Genomic DNA, 20406 nt, shown 5'->3' on the forward strand with positions numbered 1-20406 from the left:
TTATCTATTAGACGCAGCAGCATAGGGAATAGTTTCACCATTTTATTTCCAAAGGTCATTTCCCAGCCCCTTTACGCACAAAAGAGCCCCATCCCCTGAGGGATGGAAGCTCTTGTTAAGTCTAATCCAGGAAACTACAGTTCCTGGATTCATTATTATTAGATATTCATATGCAAGTCCGATCCGATGATCTTGTACGTTAAGATTAACCTTGTTCGATCAATCCGTACTTACCATCGTTCCGTTTGTAAACAACACTTACTTCTTCACTGTCAATGTTGGAGAATACGAAGAAATTGTGACCAACCATGTTCATTTGGAGGATTGCCTCTTCCACGTCCATTGGTTTCAACATAAAGCGTTTCGTCCGTACGACTTCCAAATCATCGTCATCCGTGTCCGCATCCAGTTCAGCTGTAGCTACAGTACCTGTTGGATCTTCAACGAAGAGTGTTTTCAGGCTACCTTCTTGGCGGAACTTACGGTTAATTTTTGTTTTGTGTTTGCGGATCTGACGTTCCAGCTTGTCCACCACAGAGTCAATGGATGCGTACATATCGTCGCTCTCATCCTCAGCGCGGAGCACAATGCCTTTCAAAGGGATCGTCACCTCTACCGTATGCAAACCTCTCGTCGTGCTCAATGTGACAGCACCGTCAGAGTTAAGGGGTGCATCGAAATACTTCTCGAGTCTACTCAACTTTTTGTCGACATAATCCTTCAAAGCATCAGTAACCTCGATTTGTTGACCTCGAATACTTAAATTCATAGGGCACTCCTCCTTTTTCCTTTGCCACTTCATTATAACACGAATGTAAGCGCCATGTAAAAACTCCCGGTGACCGAATAATGACATCTGTTCAAGCCACATCTACCAACGTAGGAATAACGCCATAATTCGCGATATTTCATCATATTCAGCCATAATCGTATATTTACATGGAATGTCTTATTAGGCGCTTGATGATGTATTTAACCGTTTTTGAGCTTGCTCAATCTATTATGTAAAATGAACCTCAATCAAGCTTGTGAATCTATTAAATTCATTAAGATAAGGTTCCTCGAATGATCCTCTAATCTCGAATCTATTAGAACAAAAAAAGACCCCGGAAAGTACCGGAGTCTGATGCTAGCGATAATTCAATTTGGTAACCATCTAACCATATATGTAGGTCGGATTGTCCGGATGATTATAATTTGATTACGTTAGCTGCTTGCGGTCCACGCGCGCCTTCGACGATGTCGAATTCTACGGATTGACCTTCTTCCAAAGTTTTGAATCCTTCGGTTTGAATTGCGGAGAAATGTACGAATACGTCGCCGCCGTCTTCAGTCTCAATGAAACCGTAACCTTTTTCTGCGTTGAACCATTTTACTTTACCTTGCATGCACTAACATTCCCTTCGTCATCAAATGAAGTAAGCTTCGGCCTTAACCTCGCCCACAACTCAGATAATAACATCCAAAGTTATCCATTGTCAATTGGTAAAGTAAATGTTTTCTTGGAATTTTTTGTAGATTAATTGGGGATTGTGTTGAAAGGTGATGTATCTTGAATATATCAGGTAATTGGAGGGTTGGGACGTCTATTTTAATAGACACAAAAGACCCCATACTGAGTTTTGCCAGTACGGGGTCTCATTGTAATTATACAATACTTTGGTACTACTTTCGTTTATCCATAAGATAACTCTCGGAAGCATACTTGGATTCATATACCGTACGCTGCGTTTTGGCCGAATTTCGTTGGAGCAACCATTCCTGCGCTTCATTTTTAAGTGATGACATACGTTGCTCTATTATCGGGTCATGTGCCAAAACTTTCTTCAGCGTTTCTTTTTGCAGATCACTCATCTCTTGAACATCCAAAACATCATGCAATTGTTGCACTAGAAGTTGACGCTCTTCAACAAATTGTTCTACCAGGTCAGAATCTTGAATTTCTAAATCTTTGATAAAATTCTGCGTGAGCTCAGAAAGTTGGCTGAGAACATCGTTTATCAAAGTCTTGTTACTACTATTCATTGAGCTGAAGCTCCCATTGCTTGCTTGCTTGCTACAATCCAAGTCTCACGCAGTTCCTGAAAGTATCCCAGAGCTTCTTCCCCATGCTTGATCTCTTTTTTAATATTGGCTTGAATCAACAAATGGTTCATGTACTCGTATAGCGAGAACAAATCTTTAGACACAGGATAAGATAGATTCAACGTAGACATTAACTCACTAACAATCGTTTGAGCTTTACCAAGGTTCACATTCGCTTTAGAATAATCTTTGTTTTTAATTCCTTCCAGGCCCAATTTAGTAAACCGAATTGCACCATCATATAACATAATAACCAATTGTCCTGGAGTGGATGTTTGAACTGAAGACTTCTTATATTTGTCATAAGGAGATGTAATCATGCCAAACTATTCCTCCTTTAAATTTATTGAAAATAACTTGCTAAACTGGAAGACTGGGACTGGAATTGACTCATTGCTTTTTCCATAGCGGCAAACTGTTTGTAATATCGAGTCTCCCAAACAGTCATTTTTCTATCCAAGTCTGAAATCCTACTATTGTAGTTTTTCAATTGTAGGCCCATACTACTTTCTATTTTCAATGCGATGCTAGCGTCTGCATCCTGCTTCGAGGTACCTACTTTTTTAACTAACATATCCAAAGTGGAGTTCAATTCTTTTCTCAATCCGCTAAAGATAGCAGGATTGTTAGCGTCATTAGAAGGGCCTCTAAAAGCACTTAGAATTCTATCAGGATTACTGTCCAACGCACTTTTAAGTTTAACCTCATCAATCTGTAGTTTACCCTTCTCATAGTATTGCCCAGTTGTTATTCCTGCCTCACTTAGCACTTTCAAGTTCCCTGAAATGACAGACCTCATTGAGGCTACGGCAGAGCTTAGAATGGTATCATTTTTTAGGAGGCCACTTTTGGCGCGCTCTTCCCAGTTTTTAATGTCGTCTTCTTTCATGTCCTTCTTTTGCTCTGCGGTCAAAGGTGCATAATCACGATACTTCGCTTCAGATAATTTCGTATTCATTAATCCCAATAATTCATTGTAGGTATCAACAAAGGATTTTATCGTCTCCATCGCTTTTGTAGGGTCAGACTGTGTTGAAACCTTGCTGGGTAAGCCTTCAGTTGTCTCTAATAAAGTCAAATTCACACCATTGACTAACAACGTATCCCCTGTAGTTTCATATTTCCGGGTACCTGAAGAAGTGGTAATGTTTACTTCACCTTTTACAGCCCCATTCGCTTGTAAACCTAGTACGTCTGATAACGAACTGGACATTGCTGCCCCACCAGTCCCTGTCCCTGTGATTACTTTCCCATTCTCTCTGGAGGTAATCGTTAACTTACCACTGATCTCATCATAACTTGCATTAGCTGTTGGAATTTCAGAATTAATCCGAGAAATTACGGTAGATAAAGAATCTGTATCTTTAAATACTAAAGATTTATCATTAATATGGAGTTCATATTCTGCCTTAGGTGGGCCTGTTTGGTCAAGCTGTGCTAGCGTAGTATTCAAGCTTGCTTTTGCATCAGGCGTTCCTGTAGTTAGCACTGTTTGGGTTTGTAAATTAGCCTTCTTAGCCAATGTTTTCACTTCAACAGTCATTGTCACAGAAGCTGCGTCCGCATTTGCCTCGGCTCTAACTGCTGTTGTATTTCCACTGACCGTTGATTTTTGTGTATTTGTTGCTGCAGACAGATCCATCTGTTGCAATTTGTTGCTTAGCTGCACAATTTTACTATTTAACTGTCTATAGCTATCTCTGGTCCAATCCAAAATCTGTTTCTGTTGATTTAACTTGTCCAGCGGAACTCTCTTCACTGTCATAAGAGATTTGACCATACTGTCAATATCCATACCTGAGAATCCATTAATTCGCATATTCATTTATAGTAACCTCCTATACCTTTTCATCAATTAGGATACCCGCAATTTCCATCATCTTGGCTACCAAGTCCAATGTTTTTTCAGGTGGAATCTCGCGAATCAATTCACCGGTTTCTTTATTCAGGACTTTCACTAAGATTTGATGAGTTTTTTCATGAACGCTCATCTCCAAAGTTGTTGTAGGTCCCTGAAGGGCTTTTACAGCTCTGTCAATCGCTTTAATAAGATGTTCGTCTCCAGACGGAATGCTAATTCCTTGTCGTTCAAGCTTAGACATATCAACGCCATTTCTCACTGCTTGAATGAGTTGTGTTTTCGAATTTACTAATGCTTCACTTGGTTGACTTAAAGAACTTGAAGTACTGTTGTTCACTGAATTCGTTGAAAGTGAGAACTGTAGATTCATCGTTCATCCCCCGATGGAATTATTTATTATATTTATCGGTAAGTATAAACAGAGAATGAAGAGGTATGGTAAATTAAAGTATCGCTTGACTGTAGATCCACAACTAATAGATTGGGTCAACTCCAAAAATCTCACTTGATAAGACGATTACGTATAGGATAAAGCTCATGGACCCAGGAAACTGCTGGGAACTTCTCTATGATTTCATTTCCAACTTTACCCATTCCTTGTTTATCATTTTTTTTCTCATAAAGACAGAAATTCCGTTCATATACTTCATAACTGGAATCTAAGTTTAACAATTTGGTATAAAACATTTCCGCATCTTCAAGATAACCATTACGGAAACATAAATCTCCTAACAGACGGATGACCTCCGGATTATTAGGAGAATCTTTAAACGTTACAATTAACATATCAATAGCCAATTCATCAAATCTATATTCACTAAGGAGTTTACTTACCCTCAAATGATTTTTCTGATCGTTATTTATCAGCTTCTCGGTGAGATCCTGGAATAAATCAAACTCTTCTATTGTGACCAATTGTCTACATAATGAGAATAAAATATGCTGTAGCGCAGAGCTAATGGATCCAGTTAATGATTCTCCTTTAAGTAGCTGTTTAATAACTTTCATCTCTTTATTGCCAAAATTCATTAAGTTTTGAATTTTATTCACTAAACTTTCTTCCTTGAAAACGTATCCTACAAGCAAGATATCTTGCGCATTTTCTCTCTTGTCCATATCATGGATCTCTTCCAATACGGTTCTCATTTGATTCTTATCTTTACTATATATTTTCGCTATAGCATGAATATGAGGTTCAGTTGTAATATTGAATTTTTTCAAATAAACGTTCAGTAATGGATGACGCAAGCTGTATAATACGTTCATTAAGTTTTGAAGGTCATCAATATTATTCATTCTATAGTAATCTTCAACAATCTGTTTAATGTCATCTAAAGGCTGATTTATCTTTAGAGTGAACTGCAAATAATCCTGTAAAACATGGGCAGAATCCCCTTTGATCTCCATAGCTTTGATTCTTGCATTGTAACTTTTATCTAGTTGGTTGGTTTTCTCATAAACATCTGATAATTGAAGATAAGCCATGTAACTTCCGCTGCCCTCAGTAATCGTTGTTCCTTGATCTCCCAAATCTAAGCAATTCAAGAAACACTTCTCAGCATCTATGAGATACCCATTACTCCCAAATATAATTCCAAGAATATATTTCATTTCAGTTTCTAGTGGGAAGATAGCCGTGGCATCATTTAATATCGAGATAGCATCATCAATTTGGCCATTCTCATTAAGGGCAAATGCTAACTTCGTTAGCAACTCAGGTATATATACTTTATCCTTAGCTAAAGAGTACGATTGTTGAAAATAAGGAACTGCCTTCTTAAACTCATTCATACCAAAATACGTTTTTCCCATATTAAATAAGTTATAAGCAGTAGGGTTCTCTATGACTTCCAATTTCATTAATGGCAAATTACGCTTATATTTTTTTTCTTCAAGTATTTCTTCATCCATGTATCCTAAATGTTGGATTGTACTGACCGACATATCGCTAACATACTTGTTGTTGCTCTCCAGTATATTAAGATGCTCATGCAATCTGTTTTCATACTTAAAATCAACATGATTTCGGAACATTCTCACGGCAGTGTGTGAAAAGGATTTATTAAATTTCATATGATTCTTGATATTGAATACATAATAATCGTAGTCTTTAATTAAATCTTTTTGTAAATCTACGTCTTCTTCTAAATACTCATCAGCATCCATCACTAAGATATAGTCAGATTTCGCATGCTTTATAGCAAAATTTCTCGCCGCTGAGAAATCATTCACCCAGTCAAAGAAATGAATATTTGTGGTATATTTATTAGCTATATCAATAGTTGCATCATTCGAGCCTGTGTCCACGATAATAACCTCGTTAACGACATGTTTCACACTCTCTAGACAGCGTTCTATATACTTTTCTTCGTTTTTTACAATCATACAAAGTGAAACAGATTTGGTCATGATATCCACTCGTCTCTTCATAGTATTATTTTAAATTTTGAATAATAATTTATAGTTTAATCTATATAAACTGGCCTGAAGTATACGCAACAGTGAACTGAGCATAACCATACCCTCTATTATTTTTAAGTTTATGTTTTTCTTTGAGCATTTAATATAAAATTATCGGAGTTATCGTTTCATTATCTACTTTTCATGCATTTTTTAATTATATCAAACGTAAAAGTCCTCTGAGCTCTATAACGGACATACAACAGGTTCCAATGTTACTTTCTTATCACTTCAATATTTCACCATATTTGGGCATAGTAAAAAAGGTTGTCGATGTAAAGATCGACAACCTTTTTCTACCTTTAGGTACTTGATTAAAATTAACGAAGCAATTGCAGAACAGCTTGTGGCTGTTGGTTTGCTTGTGCCAACATTGCTTGGGAAGCTTGAGCCAAGATGTTGTTTTTCGTTTGGTTCATCATTTCTTTAGCCATGTCTACGTCACGAATACGGGATTCAGCAGCAGACAAGTTCTCGGAAGTTGTTCCCAAGTTGTTGATTGTGTGCTCCAAACGGTTTTGGTAAGCACCCAGTTTAGAACGCTCTGCAGATACTGTTTCAATAGCAGCATTGATTGTTGTGATTGCTGCATTTGCAGATGCCGCACTTGAGATACTGATACCACCACCTGCTGTAGCAGCAGTAGATCCTGTTGATGAAGTAGCTGTAGTGTCACCAACAGCCAAACTTGCAGCATCCATAGCTTTAATGGTAAGCGAGATGTTTTGGCCAGCGTTTGCACCAATATGGAAGCTCAAGTTAGCTGCGCTAGTTACACTAGAATCTCCATCTGCGAAACCGTCAAGCAATTTCTTCGTGTTGAACTCAGTTGTGTTGGAGATACGAGTGATCTCTTTAGCCAACTCATCAACTTCGTTTTGAAGAGAAGTACGGTCTTTATCTGTGTTCGTGTCATTGGAAGATTGAACTGCCAATTCACGCATACGTTGCAAGATGGAGTGAGTTTCGTTCAATGCACCCTCAGCTGTTTGGATCAAGGAAATGCTATCTTGACCGTTTTTAGTAGCCATATCCAAACCGCGGATTTGACCGCGCATTTTTTCGGAAATTGCCAAACCTGCAGCATCGTCACCAGCGCGGTTGATACGCAGACCGGAAGACAATTTTTCGATAGCCTTGTTTGTGTTAGTTGTGTTTGCACCCAATTGACGGTGAGTGTTCATTGCAGCAATATTGTGGTTGATAATCATTAGAAATTTCCTCCCTGAAAATAAGTTAGTTCCACATCCTTGTGGTAAACGCCGCGACATTAAGGTCGGCCGCCCTGCCGAAGCAGCGTCTAAACTATATATCGACAGGAAGAGAAGAACTGTTAATAGTAAATTGGAATATTTTTATTTTTTTTTGTTTTCAATACCTTGGAGCAACTCCATAAAAGCAGCGACACTAGGAGCATCAGGTTTTGCAGACTCTCGATTAGCCTCCTGAATTGATGCATATACCTCTTTCCGGAAGATATCAATGTGTTTGGGGGCGGAGATGCCAATTCGCACTGTATCACCTTCCACTGCCAATACAGTTACCTCAATGTTATCTTGAATGATAATAGATTCTCCCTTTTTACGTGACAATACTAACATTTCAGACCCCCTCCTTTGCCGAAGTCGATTCTTCTGTCCATATGAGATGTTTAGTCACATAACCTGTTTGCTGTAGAACAACTTGTTTACCTACCCGATGTGCAGGATTAATTACAACTGGGGCCAAGAGGTTCATCGTTGATTTTGTCACATCTGAATGTATAGTGACTATGGAATAAACGGCTACATCTTCTTTGATTTTGAGTTCTTCTTTATCTTCTTCACTCAGTTCAAAACTATAATCCTGTTTAAACTCAAATGGACTGACTACCAAAAAAGAGAGCTCTTTCTCCTTTAATGATTGTAAGTAACTAAACGGCGTATCTTCCCAAGGAATCAATGCAAAGCTAGTTTCGCTTTCGAAACCAGGTAAACCTCTTGGAAATTCATATATGCTGTGTTCATCCAATTCAATTTTCCCCCATGTACTCGTCTCAATTAAAATAATAAACGCCTCCTTGGCGATGATTTTATAGAAAAAAGCTATAGCGGGGTATTATAACCGTCTATAGCTTTACATTATATCTTATAATCCCATATCAATCGTAGGCGGAGTGTATTGTATAGAAGCATATTGCTGCACATAAATATCCAACTTACCACGTTGATATTCAATCTCTGGCTTGTTCACAATTACATTCATCTCGGATTCCGCTGCTTCAAAGCGAATGTCTGGTGCTTGCGTAAACACACGCACATCCACATTATCAGAGGAAGCTGCCGTACGTGTCTCCGGGAACGGCTTAGCTTGCCAATTTGTTCCTACAATATTGGCAATTGTATTGCCTGGTTTGTGGATGGCTGCCATATCATTTCCTTGTTGCACACGTTCAGCCATATTCTGCATGAATAATTGCTGAATACCCGAATATATTCGGGCATTCATATCAATCATATTCCCACCATGATAGGCAGAAAAAGCCTTGGACTGATCCACATTCAGCTCTATTGCATGGCTTTGCACCGTTAATTTACCAGGCTTGGTCTGGAGCTGAACCTCTGCCTTCGGCTGGCGAATCGAATACTGACCAATGTCCGCATCGATATGTAATATCGTGGGCGTTGTGTGGATTTGTACCACTGGAAGAGTACTCATTAGATGATCTCTCCTTTGTTATCTAAGAAAATCAACTAATGACTGAGATATAATTTTAGCACCAGCGGAAAGGGAAGCATTATATATATTTTCTTGAATTTTGGACTTAATTGATAACTCAGCGTAATCTGCATCCTCAACCTTTGCTTGCAAATCCGTTAAGTTCACTTCGAGATCACTTAATCTACCTTGCATAAGTTCCACACGATTGGTTTTCGCACCAATCTCCGCACGGATCGCGAGCATCTTGTTGGTACGAGTATCAATGTTTGCAAGCTGATTCGATACTTCCTTTTGATCCCCACTGGCGAGAGCCTGACTAATCGTGTTAAAGATTACAAATAGATTATCAGCTTCCGTAGAATCACCAAACACTTCATTACCGGTTACGTTAATTGGGAGTTGGATACTCTCACCCACGATAAAATTAATTTTACCCGAATCAGTAACGACGGAAGCAGCATTTGTTGTATCGAACGATCCGTCAGTACTGGTAGGGAAATCATAAGGCTTCACATCATAGGTTTCACCATTAAACACATACTTCCCATTCAACGTGCTGTTTGAAATATCAACAAGTTGTGCTTTCAATTGCTTCACTTCTTCATTAATACTATCTAGTGCAGATTGCGGGTTAGTCCCCGTAGCTGCCTGCACCGTCAGTTCTCTCAACCGCTGGACCACGCTACCTGCTTGATCCATAACGGTATCATTAAAATCCAACCATGATACAGCGCTATCCACATTCTTTTGATACTGCTCATTAGAAGACAGTTCTGCACGATAACGAAGGGAGTACGTAATCCCTACCGGATCGTCAGAAGGTTTGTTGATCTTCCGTCCCGTTGCCAATTGAGTTTGTGTGCTATTCATCTGTTGTGCATTCCGGTTCAGGTTAAGAATCAATTGTGAGCTCAACATATTATTTGTAATTCTCATCGTTTGTTATGTCACTCCCTTCTATTATCTGCCTACTACGCCAGTAGAGTTAATTAATTTTTCAAGCAATTGGTCATATGTGGTCATAAAACGTGCGGAAGCACTGTAAGCATGTTGGAATTTGATCATATTAGCCATTTCTTCATCCAAGGAAACACCACTGACCGATTGACGGCGAGTGTCCACTTGTTCTACGAGAAATTCAGAATTGGACGTCTGACGTGCCGCTTCCTGAGATTGAACACCCAACTGTCCAACGATCGCACTAAACTGAGCTCCAATCGTTGCATTGCGCAAACCATCAACGGATTTCATTGGAGTATCCTTCAAGTTAGCCAGCAGATTAGCAAGTGTGTTGTTACCTTTAATCACTGTTTCTGCTCCTGAAGAATCCGTAGTGGTTCTGAGCGAGGTTGCAATCTTATTCGGGTCAGCCAAGATTTCGGCATTCAATGAAATGTTGCCAGCTGTAATTGCTGTTCCACCACCCGCTGCTGTAAAGAAAGGTAATCCTGGCGAATTGGTTCCGTCCATACTATATCCAAGTTGGTGCAGACCGTTCAGACCTTTAACCGTAACCTTCAAATCAGTTGCCAACGTCCGTGCTGCACCTGTGTATGTAACTCCATCGAGTACAGTATTATCTGGCAAGATAGAACCTGCAGGAAGGGTGATCTCGATATCCCCATTAGCAAGCGTATTAGCTAAGTCATCCATTTGTTTCTGATAATCAGTCACCAAAGTGTCTCTGGACTTGATCATACCGTGGACCTCGCCGTTAGTGAGCGTACCTGCTGTATAAGCAGCATTCAGAAAAGCAGGATCTACCGCTACTTGTACCGCACCGCCAGTGACGAGTGCCTGTCCATTCATCTGAACCTGATATCCTTGCGGAGAATCCGTAACGGTAACATTCATGATTTTGGAAAGCTTGTCTGTCATCAGATCACGTTGGTCACGTAAATCGTTGGCATTGTCGCCAAGAGACTCGACTTTTACAATGGCACTATTAAGGTTCGCTATATTACCCAGGTAGCCCTGAATTTCATTGCCTTTCACAGCAATGTTACTATCAAGATCCTCGCTAAGTGCATCCAGTTGACGGCTAATCTGATTCATCGCATCGGTAAGAGCAAGGGTTGTTTCTTTGACAATCCGACGTGCCGTAACATCCTCAGGATTCTTACTCAGGTCTGACCATGATTTGTAAAAATTATCCATAACGGTCCGAAAACCAGTGTTTGATGGTTCGTTTACAATAGCCTCAAGTTTCTCAAGCGTATCTCGTTGAATGGACCAACTCCCGAAGTTGGTATTTTCATTGCGATACTGGTCATCCAGAAATTTCTCACGCACACGTGTAATAGAGTCAAATTCTACCCCTGTACCAAGCTGTCCTGGTGTTGTGCTATGCAGAAATGCGAACGGCTCCATTGGAATAGATGCCTGCATGTTTACCTTTTGGCGTGAGTAGCCTTCTGTGTTGGCATTGGCTATGTTATGGCCTGTTGTGCTAAGAGCTGTCGTCTGTGTGAACAAACTGCGTTTAGCCGTTTCGATTGAATGAAATGTAGATGTCACCTGGTTTCCCCCTAATTAATCAGGCACGCGTGTCAAACAGACCGATTCGCCCTGGATTACCGTTCTTATCAGCAGGATGCTGATACGTGGCATCCTGTTCTGGCCGAGAAGCAAAGATGTCCATTGAAAGATCAATAAACATCAACGATTGCTCGATCAGCTTTTGATTCAGTTGATTAATTTCTTTTAATTCATGCAGTGTTCCCGCCAGCTTTTTCTGGACTTCAAGCAATCGCAGTTTGTCAGCCGGATCAAAAATCAGCTTCGAGATCTCGGTAATATTCAGGTTCAGCATGGACTTGATGCCCCGCTCCTGTAGCAGTTCGTGAACTGCACTCTGCCGCTCGATCTCCAATGGCTCCTGTTGTTTCATGAAACGAGATTCTTTGTTGAGGAGGGCAATGAGTTCATCTACATCATTTTTAACAATGACCTGTCTCTTGACCTCGCTGAGTGCCAGCATATCGCGGTGACTTTGTTCCATTTGCTGCAAAACTGCAATTAATCTATCCAGTGCTGCCATTACGTGATCACCTATTCCTTATCAAAAGACTTAAAATACGGCAGCAGCTTGTCAGCAAGCTTGCTACTATCTACCTGATACGTTCCGGAACTCACCTGTTCTTTCAGTTCCTGTATCCGTTGTATGCGTCCTGCATCCTGTGTACGACTTTGTTCCTCAAGCATCTTCATCGCCTCCGGAGAAATGGATACTTCGTCCTTACGGCGGCTCTTCTTGGCATCAGCCTGCTGATTGGATTCAACGTTCCTTTGATATGAATTGATGGCGCCAATTCTACTCGGTTCATTGATTTTCATTTAACTTGCACTTCCTTCCACATAAGGTTTTTACGACGATATACGTTTTTCTTACTTTATCTTTATGTTATCAAAATGATTAGGATAATAAAAAAAACCGATAATCTTTAATAAGTTTATCGGTACGTTTCAAAACATTTGTTATAGCAAAACATGTATTTGAGCCCTCGCTCCTATTAATCGCGTAGTTTGTCGACAGCATTGTAGGTTCGTCCGCCTACATTGTTGTTATCCTTCTGACCTACTTCACGAGCTGCTCCTGCCAAGTCTTTCGTTAAACGATTACGGCAAGAGTCACACATATGACCTTCGCGAATCAACGTTCCGCATACTTCACAAGGATACATCATATTCGGGGCGTTCTCGATGGAAATTCGTCCCTCACGAATGAACTTGGTAATATTTTTAATTGAGACTTCTGTTGCATCGGATAGTTCCTGTATGTTGGTGCCCTTGTTTTCGCGCAAATAATCTACACAGATCTGATATTCCTGCTCTATTTCCTTGATACAGTTCGAGCATACATCTCGAAAATTCAACGCATATAATTTACCACAGCGAGGACAGTTACCTAGATTCATCGCTAAAACGCCCCTCTCAAACTTCCATTTCCGAATAGATAATAACTATACATTACCTTATTTTCTCTGATGAAGCCATAGTCTATTTACAAAACAAAAGGGGGAACAGAATGCATATATACGCAATCCGGTTCCCCCCACTCTACATCATTAATTCAATGTTCTAATACTTAGAACAGAAGACCAAACGCTCGTGTTCTGATCATTTAATGCCCGAATACGATATTTGTGCAAACTGGAAGGTAGCAGATCGGAATGAACAAACGTTGCATCACTGACAACCGCCACAATTTGCCCATCTGCTTCAATTTCGTAAGACGAAGCTCCCACCACAGCATTCCATGTTAAGGTAACATTCGTTCTATCCGATGTTCCCTTTAGAAGTGCTGCAGGCAATTGAGTCGTTCCCGGTATAATCTCACTCCAAACACCCGTACCGGAAGCATTTTTGGCTCGAATTCGGAATGTATGCTCCGTATTCGGTGTAAGCCCGCTCTTCGTATAAGTAACTCCACTCACAGCGACCACTGTACCATCAATCTCAAGATCGTATCCTGTAGCTCCGGTAACTGCATTCCATTTCAGTGCAATAGCCACTGTTGTTGATGAATTAATGATCAAACCTGTAACACCAGTAGGTAGCGTGGTTGATGACACAAGGGATGTCCACGCACTCAGATTGGTGTCGGTCAGAGCACGTATACGGTATTTATGAATCGTGCCGCCAAGTACTCCATTATGGACATACAAGAGATCACTCACAGTACCAACCACTGTGCCGTCTGCCTCAATCTCGTATTTTGCTGCACCAGCAACTTCATTCCACGTCAGCGTAACTGCCGTTTCTTCAGGTACAGCTTTCAGCATTGTTGGTACATTTAATTGGGTCGAGGCGGTTACGATCTCACTCCAGCTACCAATGCCAGCAGCATTCTTCGCACGAATGCGGAAGGTATGATCCGTATTGGCTAGAAGACCACTTTTCGTATAAGCAGCCCCACTCACAGAAATCACAACACCGTCAATTTCCAAATCGTAAGCGGTAGCGCCTGTAGCAGGGCCCCATTTCATTGAAATAGCAACAGGTGTAGCTGTATTTAACATGAGACCGTTAACTGTTGCAGGGATAGTGCTTTGTGTCAGGATTGATGTCCACGCACTTGTATTGGTATCCGTCAACGCTCGAATACGATACTTATGGGCCGTTCCTGGCAACTGTTCTGTATGACTATAGCTAGGTTCTTCTACCGTTGCCACTACTACTCCATCAGCCTCAATCTCATACTTAGTCGCATCAGCAATAGCTGCCCAAGTTAAGTTGATCACAGTTTCTTCCGATGCTGCTTTTAGTACTGGTGTATTTAGGAGTGTCGTTCCATTGATGAGTTCGCTCCAAGCCCCTACACCGGCAGCATTCTTCGAACGAATACGGAAAGTATGGTCTGTGTTCGCTGCAAGACCGCTCTTCGTATAAGCTACTCCCGTTACTGGGACAACCGTTCCATCGATCTCTAGATCATATCCCGTTGCTCCCGTCACTGCTGTCCATTTCAAGGCAATGGCTACGCTCGTAGCCGAGCTAAAAGTTAATCCTGTAACGGAGGCAGGGATGGTGCTCTGCGTCAAGATTGCTGTCCATGCACTCGTATTGGTCTCTGTCAACGCACGAATGCGATACTTATGGGCCGTTCCTGGCAGCAATGCTGCATGGCTATAGCTAGGCTCTTCTACCGTTGCTACCACTGCCCCGTCAGCCTCAATCTCATACTTGATTGCGTCAGCTACGTCAGCCCACGTCAAGTTAACTGCAGTCTCTACTGATGTTGCTTTCAAGACAGGTGTGTTCAGCAGCGTTACTCCGCTGATCAGATCACTCCAAGCCCCTACACCAGCGGCATTTTTCGAACGAACACGGAAGGTATGAGCTGTGTTCGCTGCAAGACCGCTCTTCGTATAAGCTACTCCCGTTACTGGGACAACCGTTCCATCAATCTCCAGATCATATCCCGTTGCACCTGTAACTGCTGTCCATTTTAATGCAATGGCTACGTTCGTAGCCGAGCTAACTGTTAATCCTGTAACGGAAGCAGGAATCGTGCTCTGCGTCAGGATTGCTGTCCACGCACTCGTATTGTTCTCGGTCAACGCACGAATGCGATACTTATGGGCTGTTCCTGGTAACAATGATGTATGGCTGTAGTCAGGTTCCTCTACTGTTGCCACTACTACTCCGTCCGCTTCAATCTCATACTTTGTTGCGTCTGCTACATCAGCCCACGTCAGGTTAACTGTATTTTCTTCTGATGTTGCTTTTAATATCGGTGTGTTCAACTGCGTTATTCCGCTGATTAGATCACTCCATGCTCCTACACCAGCGGCATTCTTTGAACGAATACGGAAAGTATGATCTGTATTTGCTGCAAGACCACTCTTCGTGTAGGTTACTCCTGTTACAGGGACAATTGTTCCATCGATCTCGAGGTCATAACCTGTGGCTCCGGTTACTGCTGTCCATTTCAGAGTAATAGCTGCGTTGGTTGCTGCATTAATCACCAATCCATTAACAGAATCAGGCAACGTATTCTGTGATTTCACTGCCGACCATGCGCTAATGTTATTGTCACTTATAGCACGTACACGATACTTATGTGCCGTTCCAGGTTTGAGCCCCGTGTGCGTATAGATTAAATCTGATATATCTCCAACGACAACACCATCCACCTCAACTTCATATGACGTTGCACCATCAACTGGTGACCAGATGAGAACAACTTCTTCTTGTGAAGGATTGGATTGAACTACAGGTGTACTCATCTGGGTGATTCCTGTAGTTACATCGCTCCAGCTTCCTGCACCACCAGCATTTTTAGGTCTGATTCTAAAGGTATACTCTGTATTGGCTGCAAGGCCAGTTTTGCTATATGTGGTGCCTGTTACAGCAACATTAGTGCCATCAATCTCCAAATCATATCCGGTAGCACCCTTTACAGCAGTCCAAGCTAGCGTTAATTTATTGAATGTGGCATCAGTAACCATCAACGCATCGGTACGGTCAGGTACTGTTAATTGACTCACCATTTTACTCCACGCACTCTCATTGTTAGCCGAGAAGGCTTTTAACACATAGGTATGCGTTGAATTCGCTTCAAGCCCTTCATGTACATAAGAAGTTACGTTTCCTAATTCAATTGGTGTGCCACCATCAATCTGCAACTGGTAGCGATCTGCAGACTCAACCGCCATCCACTGAATCGTATTCTTTCCTTCCTCTGCCGTTACGGCCAAGACGGGTTTGGCAAGCAAGGTTGTTAATGCAGCCGGCTCACTCCACTCACTAGCCCCTAGTCGGTTAATTCCACGTACTCTATAGGTGTATGTAGTATTTGGTGTAAGTGAAGAACTTGTATAATTAATTCCGTAAAAAGGCCCTTTTACCACGCCATTCTCTTCAATCTCATATTGGACAGCTTGTGGAGCAGCAGACCAATTGAGATTAATAGCTACATCATTGGCATCAGTCATTAAATTAGTTGGAACAGCTGGAACCGTAGTAATAGGCTCTGTTGTCCCCGGCTCTTTTACAAAACTGAATGATTCTGCTTTCCGTATGTAATACGGATTCAGGTTGGATACAAAATCTACTACCGCTCCTGTATCTGCGTTAATTACGAGACTTAGCTGTGTTGCCTCGTAGCTTTGCACATATCTTGGCGTAGTCATTCCAAACTCATCAACAGTGGAATTTTTCCATACTCCAACATTGGTTCCGGATTGTCTGTATTCCATAGTCGTGTAATACTCCCATACCTCAGCAAAGTCGACGATAAAAGCATTGGTAACTTTGCCGGTATACGTAGATGTGTAGGAGCCAAATGAAATCTTGGTTATGTCTCCAACTGCCCCATTGATCGATTGACTTCTCCTAAAAGAATATCCTGATGTTGAAATCTCGTATGATCTCGCCCAACTCAGATTAACTGATTTTTGATTTACCTGTAGTTGGCCGTTGTTGTTAGTCAACACATATTGGTAATCATTACTTGATGAGACTATCCCACTTCCTACCGCTGCATGTGCCCGGTTCCCCCCGTACACGCCAAACTGTCCGAATACCAGCATGAATACTAGTAGACGGACAGTCCATAAGTAAAATCTGTTTTTTCTTTTTCCTGCGACCACTTCTGTTCTCCCCTTCAAAAGATATGATGTGCCACTCCCCGTGGTGAACGGCAAAACTATCTATTCTGCGCGAGAAAACCAATTCCTCTTTTTTACATGTAAAAATTTTCTTATAACGCTTTCATTCATCATTTCTTCAAACAACTATACTTCAAACGGTATAAATGGAATGGAGACAATCACAATTATAACAATGATTAATAAAGGAACATATTTTCCTGTCTACTATTAATCATAATGTATAGATTCCCCGCCTAGAGTGTCTGAAGATTACTGGACAGTCATTTATTATTTGGATTCACCTCCTAAGATCTTGCCAGTGTCAGTGTGTATATCTCGAACGGAATCTCCATGGAGAAGCCAGCATTTAGGATAACCCGCCCACAAGCGTCCAAGGTGCTACCTGTTGTGTATATATCATCGATTAGCAGTATCTGTATCGGTTCGGCATATGACATGCCCTTTCGTGTTGGAAGATGAGATCCCCTGTATAGCTCTTCAATTAATTGCATACCATCCGGGTTGATGGTGAAAGCATTCTTCATCGTTTCGATACGCTCACCGCGTGATTTGAAGCTTTGTTTGGTCGTGTTGATCTGGCGCTGCAACAGATCAACGATGGGTAGGCGGCAGGCGGTGGCGAGCCCAGCAGCCAGCCGCTCCGCCTGATTGAAGCCACGTTCGGCCAGGCGCTCGCTGCTCACCGGAACATAGGTGACCGCGTCAGGCCACCATTGCGGCTTCATTTGTTGAGCAGGTGTGGCGGGACGAGCCACGGGGGCTGGGGGTTCTTTTGCCAAAGCAGAATTCTGTTCATCGCTCATCGCTTGAAAGGCTTGAATCAACAGCGCGATTAAGAGCGGCGCGTATCGTTCATGGCCTCTGAATTTGTACATGCCAATCCACTCTTTCATAAGAGCGTTGTACTGTACGGCGCTGCGGTTGAGGATAAAAGAACGGTTTTGCATGTGTGGACGAGCACAGTCCGGGCATCCGACACCCCGACCACAACGCAGGCAGCGGATGGAGCGGATCCATGGAATCTGCTTCACACAACGTGGGCATATGCCCGGATAGATTGGAGACAGGATCGCTCGAGTGCCGCATGTCAGACAAGTCGCTCCCGGTGGGGCGAGCAGGTGATGAAGACGCCCGGTCAGGTGCTGCGCATAATCGGTTAAGTTACTGAGCCAGTTGAACATGGATGAACAAACCTCCAGTCTTGGGAATGTAATGTGAAGTGTGGATACGAACATGGCAGATGGCAATTAGGTTTGGGATGGTGGATGCAGGTAGCCTTTGCGACGAGCGATGGTGTTCATTTTCCGAATCTGGGCAACGGCCTTCACCTGTGAGCGCGTCCGACGAGACGATGCAAAAACCACTCTACCCGCCGGGTCATCCATGGAACGCCCTGCTCTGCCCGCCATCTGAACAAGTGAAGCTTCATCAAAGAGACCATTGTCTGCATCCAATATAAAGACATCGCTACGCGGAATGGTTACGCCACGCTCCAGAATCGTTGTCGTTACGAGCAAACGAATTGTGCGTTCACGAAAGGCTATAACTTTGCTAGCGCGATCAGGATCCTGAGATGAAGTTCCTTCGATATGGATTCCGGGAAAGGTACGACGCATCAGGTTAACAAACGCCTCAATCTGGGCAATACGTGTCACAAAAACAAATACCTGGGCGTCACGCTTCAGTGAAATTTGGATGTTATTTTTAATTACAGTTGGCAATTGCCGTCTTTGAATACACTGGGTCACTGTAACCATCTTGATCAATCTTGGCACGGGCAAAGGATGACGGTGGAAACGTACTGGAACTTTGGCATGAGTGAGTTTTCCCTGCGCTGCTTCCCTCTGTAGCCGAGCTGGCGGTGTAGCAGACAGATAGACGAAATTCCCCTCCGGTTTGCAGGAAGATGACGCGGCATGAGCGAGCATTGGATCGTTGTGATATGGGAAAGCATCCAGTTCATCGATAATGACGAGATCAAATCCCTGGTGAAAACGCATCAGTTGATGTGTGGTCGCGAGCGTGAGCTGAGCGTCTTTCCAGCGTTCGTCACTGCCTCCGTAAAGGGTAGCGAGTGAGGTGTCCGGAAAAGCTTTAGCTAGACGCGGAGCTAGTTCCAGCACCACATCCCTGCGCGGCGTAGCGACCAGTGCTCGTCCACCGCGGTCCAATGTATGTTGGAGTAGAGGGAATATCATCTCGGTCTTGCCGGCCCCGGTCACGGCCCACAGCAAGAACCGCCCCGGCCCATCCCCTGCGGGCGGCCGGGCCAAAAACGCTAGCGCCGCGGTTGCTGCCGCGCTCTGCGCTGCGCTAAGCCCCCACCGGGCGAGCTCGCCGCCGGTGGGGGCCAAGGCCGTACCACGCGGTGCTTCGCCGCGTCGTGGCACGGCCCCTTGCGCTGCACTGCGTAGCAGCAGCGCACAGGCACGGCTGCGCCCCAACGCGAGGCAGGCCTCGCAGTAGGCGCACGCCGCCAGGCCGCAGGCAGCGCAGGGCACGCGCTGCCTGGCTTCGCTGCCACAACGGTGGCAGCGGGGCGCGCTCCGCGCGCGTCCAAGCCACGCGTGCCGACGGCGCGTGGCAGGCCCTTCGAGGGCGGCTGTGATACTCAGCCGCCCGTGCAAGCGCGCGAGCTGCGCAGCCGCGCGCCACTCCCTTGGCGGCTGGGCGGTATCCGCCAGCAACGCCTCCGCCTCGGCCGCCAGCAGTTGGCGGCCGCTGATCCGCTCAGCCAGCAGGGCAGCGTCCCGCTCCAGCTGAGCCCACTGCCCGGCGGGATACGGATCGGGCATCCCGCCTACCTGAATGCCACGCAAAGCAGCGCTCCCTGCTTTGCCCGCTATACCTTTTCTCGCCTCAACTTCCCCCGAGGCCAGTTCATATACATCCAGCTTCCGCACAAGATAGCTATGCCATTCGCGCTCGCCCCACTGATCCATGCCTCGCTCCGTATCAAAATGTTCAACCAACCAAGATGCCTGACTTAACGGCAACCCCTGATCTAACAGCAACCAGCGCAGCACATGTCGCCCACTTCTACCCTCGAGCCACCAAGCCACATCCACTCGAATATCGAGGGACAAGACCATGCTCCACCCTTCACCTACACGGCACACATATAAAGCAACCTTCATATACGCTCCCCCCATCCTAATTTCTCTGAACGCAAAAAAAGCACAT

Annotated in this window: 19 protein-coding genes; all 19 read right to left on the reverse strand. The window is 43.4% G+C overall.

Annotation, left to right across the window (positions count from 1 at the left end):
• Positions 1-205 precede the first annotated feature (205 nt).
• On the reverse strand, positions 206-769 hold the full coding sequence (gene hpf / locus HF638_RS07915; protein ID WP_047840659.1) for a ribosome hibernation-promoting factor, HPF/YfiA family: 564 nt from the start codon (positions 767-769) through the stop codon (positions 206-208).
• Positions 770-1190: 421 nt separating this feature from the next.
• The gene (locus tag HF638_RS07920; RefSeq protein ID WP_017691992.1) at positions 1191-1388 is read right to left on the reverse strand and encodes a cold shock domain-containing protein; all 198 of its coding nucleotides are present in this window, start codon (positions 1386-1388) and stop codon (positions 1191-1193) included.
• Positions 1389-1665: 277 nt separating this feature from the next.
• The gene (locus HF638_RS07925; protein ID WP_169479741.1) at positions 1666-2025 is read right to left on the reverse strand and encodes a hypothetical protein; all 360 of its coding nucleotides are present in this window, start codon (positions 2023-2025) and stop codon (positions 1666-1668) included.
• Positions 2022-2405 carry a flagellar export chaperone FliS gene (gene fliS, locus HF638_RS07930; RefSeq protein WP_105406901.1) on the reverse strand — a complete coding sequence of 128 codons (384 nt, stop codon included), beginning with the start codon at positions 2403-2405 and terminating at the stop codon, positions 2022-2024. The genes HF638_RS07925 and fliS overlap by 4 nt, the downstream gene beginning before the upstream one ends.
• 23 nt (positions 2406-2428) lie before the next feature.
• On the reverse strand, positions 2429-3910 hold the full coding sequence (gene fliD / locus HF638_RS07935) for a flagellar filament capping protein FliD (RefSeq protein ID WP_248278074.1): 1482 nt from the start codon (positions 3908-3910) through the stop codon (positions 2429-2431).
• A gap of 13 nt (positions 3911-3923) precedes the next feature.
• On the reverse strand, positions 3924-4316 hold the full coding sequence (locus tag HF638_RS07940) for a flagellar protein FlaG (protein WP_169479742.1): 393 nt from the start codon (positions 4314-4316) through the stop codon (positions 3924-3926).
• Between the two features lie 131 nt (positions 4317-4447).
• Positions 4448-6355, reverse strand: coding sequence for a glycosyltransferase (locus tag HF638_RS07945; protein ID WP_169479743.1), 1908 nt, complete (start codon positions 6353-6355; stop codon positions 4448-4450).
• A 371-nt stretch (positions 6356-6726) separates the two neighbouring features.
• The gene (hag, locus tag HF638_RS07950) at positions 6727-7617 is read right to left on the reverse strand and encodes a flagellin Hag (RefSeq protein ID WP_169479744.1); all 891 of its coding nucleotides are present in this window, start codon (positions 7615-7617) and stop codon (positions 6727-6729) included.
• Between the two features lie 144 nt (positions 7618-7761).
• Positions 7762-8007, reverse strand: coding sequence for a carbon storage regulator CsrA (csrA, locus tag HF638_RS07955; protein WP_024631614.1), 246 nt, complete (start codon positions 8005-8007; stop codon positions 7762-7764).
• Between the two features lies 1 nt (position 8008).
• Positions 8009-8416 carry a flagellar assembly protein FliW gene (gene fliW, locus HF638_RS07960; RefSeq protein ID WP_211175551.1) on the reverse strand — a complete coding sequence of 136 codons (408 nt, stop codon included), beginning with the start codon at positions 8414-8416 and terminating at the stop codon, positions 8009-8011.
• 117 nt (positions 8417-8533) lie between these two features.
• Complete coding sequence (locus HF638_RS07965; protein WP_169479745.1) at positions 8534-9103, reverse strand: DUF6470 family protein; 570 nt, start codon at positions 9101-9103, stop codon at positions 8534-8536.
• Positions 9104-9121: 18 nt separating this feature from the next.
• Positions 9122-10042, reverse strand: a complete 921-nt coding sequence (gene flgL / locus HF638_RS07970) for a flagellar hook-associated protein FlgL (RefSeq protein WP_105406881.1) — start codon at positions 10040-10042, stop codon at positions 9122-9124.
• A 24-nt stretch (positions 10043-10066) separates the two neighbouring features.
• Positions 10067-11623, reverse strand: a complete 1557-nt coding sequence (flgK, locus tag HF638_RS07975; protein ID WP_169479746.1) for a flagellar hook-associated protein FlgK — start codon at positions 11621-11623, stop codon at positions 10067-10069.
• A 19-nt stretch (positions 11624-11642) separates the two neighbouring features.
• Complete coding sequence (locus HF638_RS07980) at positions 11643-12146, reverse strand: flagellar protein FlgN (RefSeq protein ID WP_145149342.1); 504 nt, start codon at positions 12144-12146, stop codon at positions 11643-11645.
• An 11-nt stretch (positions 12147-12157) separates the two neighbouring features.
• Positions 12158-12442, reverse strand: coding sequence for a flagellar biosynthesis anti-sigma factor FlgM (gene flgM, locus HF638_RS07985; protein WP_047840678.1), 285 nt, complete (start codon positions 12440-12442; stop codon positions 12158-12160).
• Positions 12443-12618: 176 nt separating this feature from the next.
• Positions 12619-13023, reverse strand: a complete 405-nt coding sequence (locus HF638_RS07990; RefSeq protein ID WP_062836993.1) for a TIGR03826 family flagellar region protein — start codon at positions 13021-13023, stop codon at positions 12619-12621.
• Between the two features lie 150 nt (positions 13024-13173).
• A complete protein-coding gene (locus tag HF638_RS07995; protein ID WP_169479747.1) occupies positions 13174-17202 on the reverse strand; it encodes a fibronectin type III domain-containing protein in 4029 nt (1342 codons plus the stop codon).
• A gap of 305 nt (positions 17203-17507) precedes the next feature.
• A complete protein-coding gene (locus HF638_RS08000) occupies positions 17508-18458 on the reverse strand; it encodes a ComF family protein (RefSeq protein ID WP_248278075.1) in 951 nt (316 codons plus the stop codon).
• Between the two features lie 12 nt (positions 18459-18470).
• Complete coding sequence (locus tag HF638_RS29000; RefSeq protein WP_169479748.1) at positions 18471-20360, reverse strand: helicase-related protein; 1890 nt, start codon at positions 20358-20360, stop codon at positions 18471-18473.
• Between the last annotated feature and the right edge of the window lie 46 nt (positions 20361-20406).

Origin of the sequence: Paenibacillus sp. SZ31 (assembly GCF_012912005.1) — a bacterium.
Taxonomy (GTDB): Bacteria; Bacillota; Bacilli; order Paenibacillales; family Paenibacillaceae; genus Paenibacillus.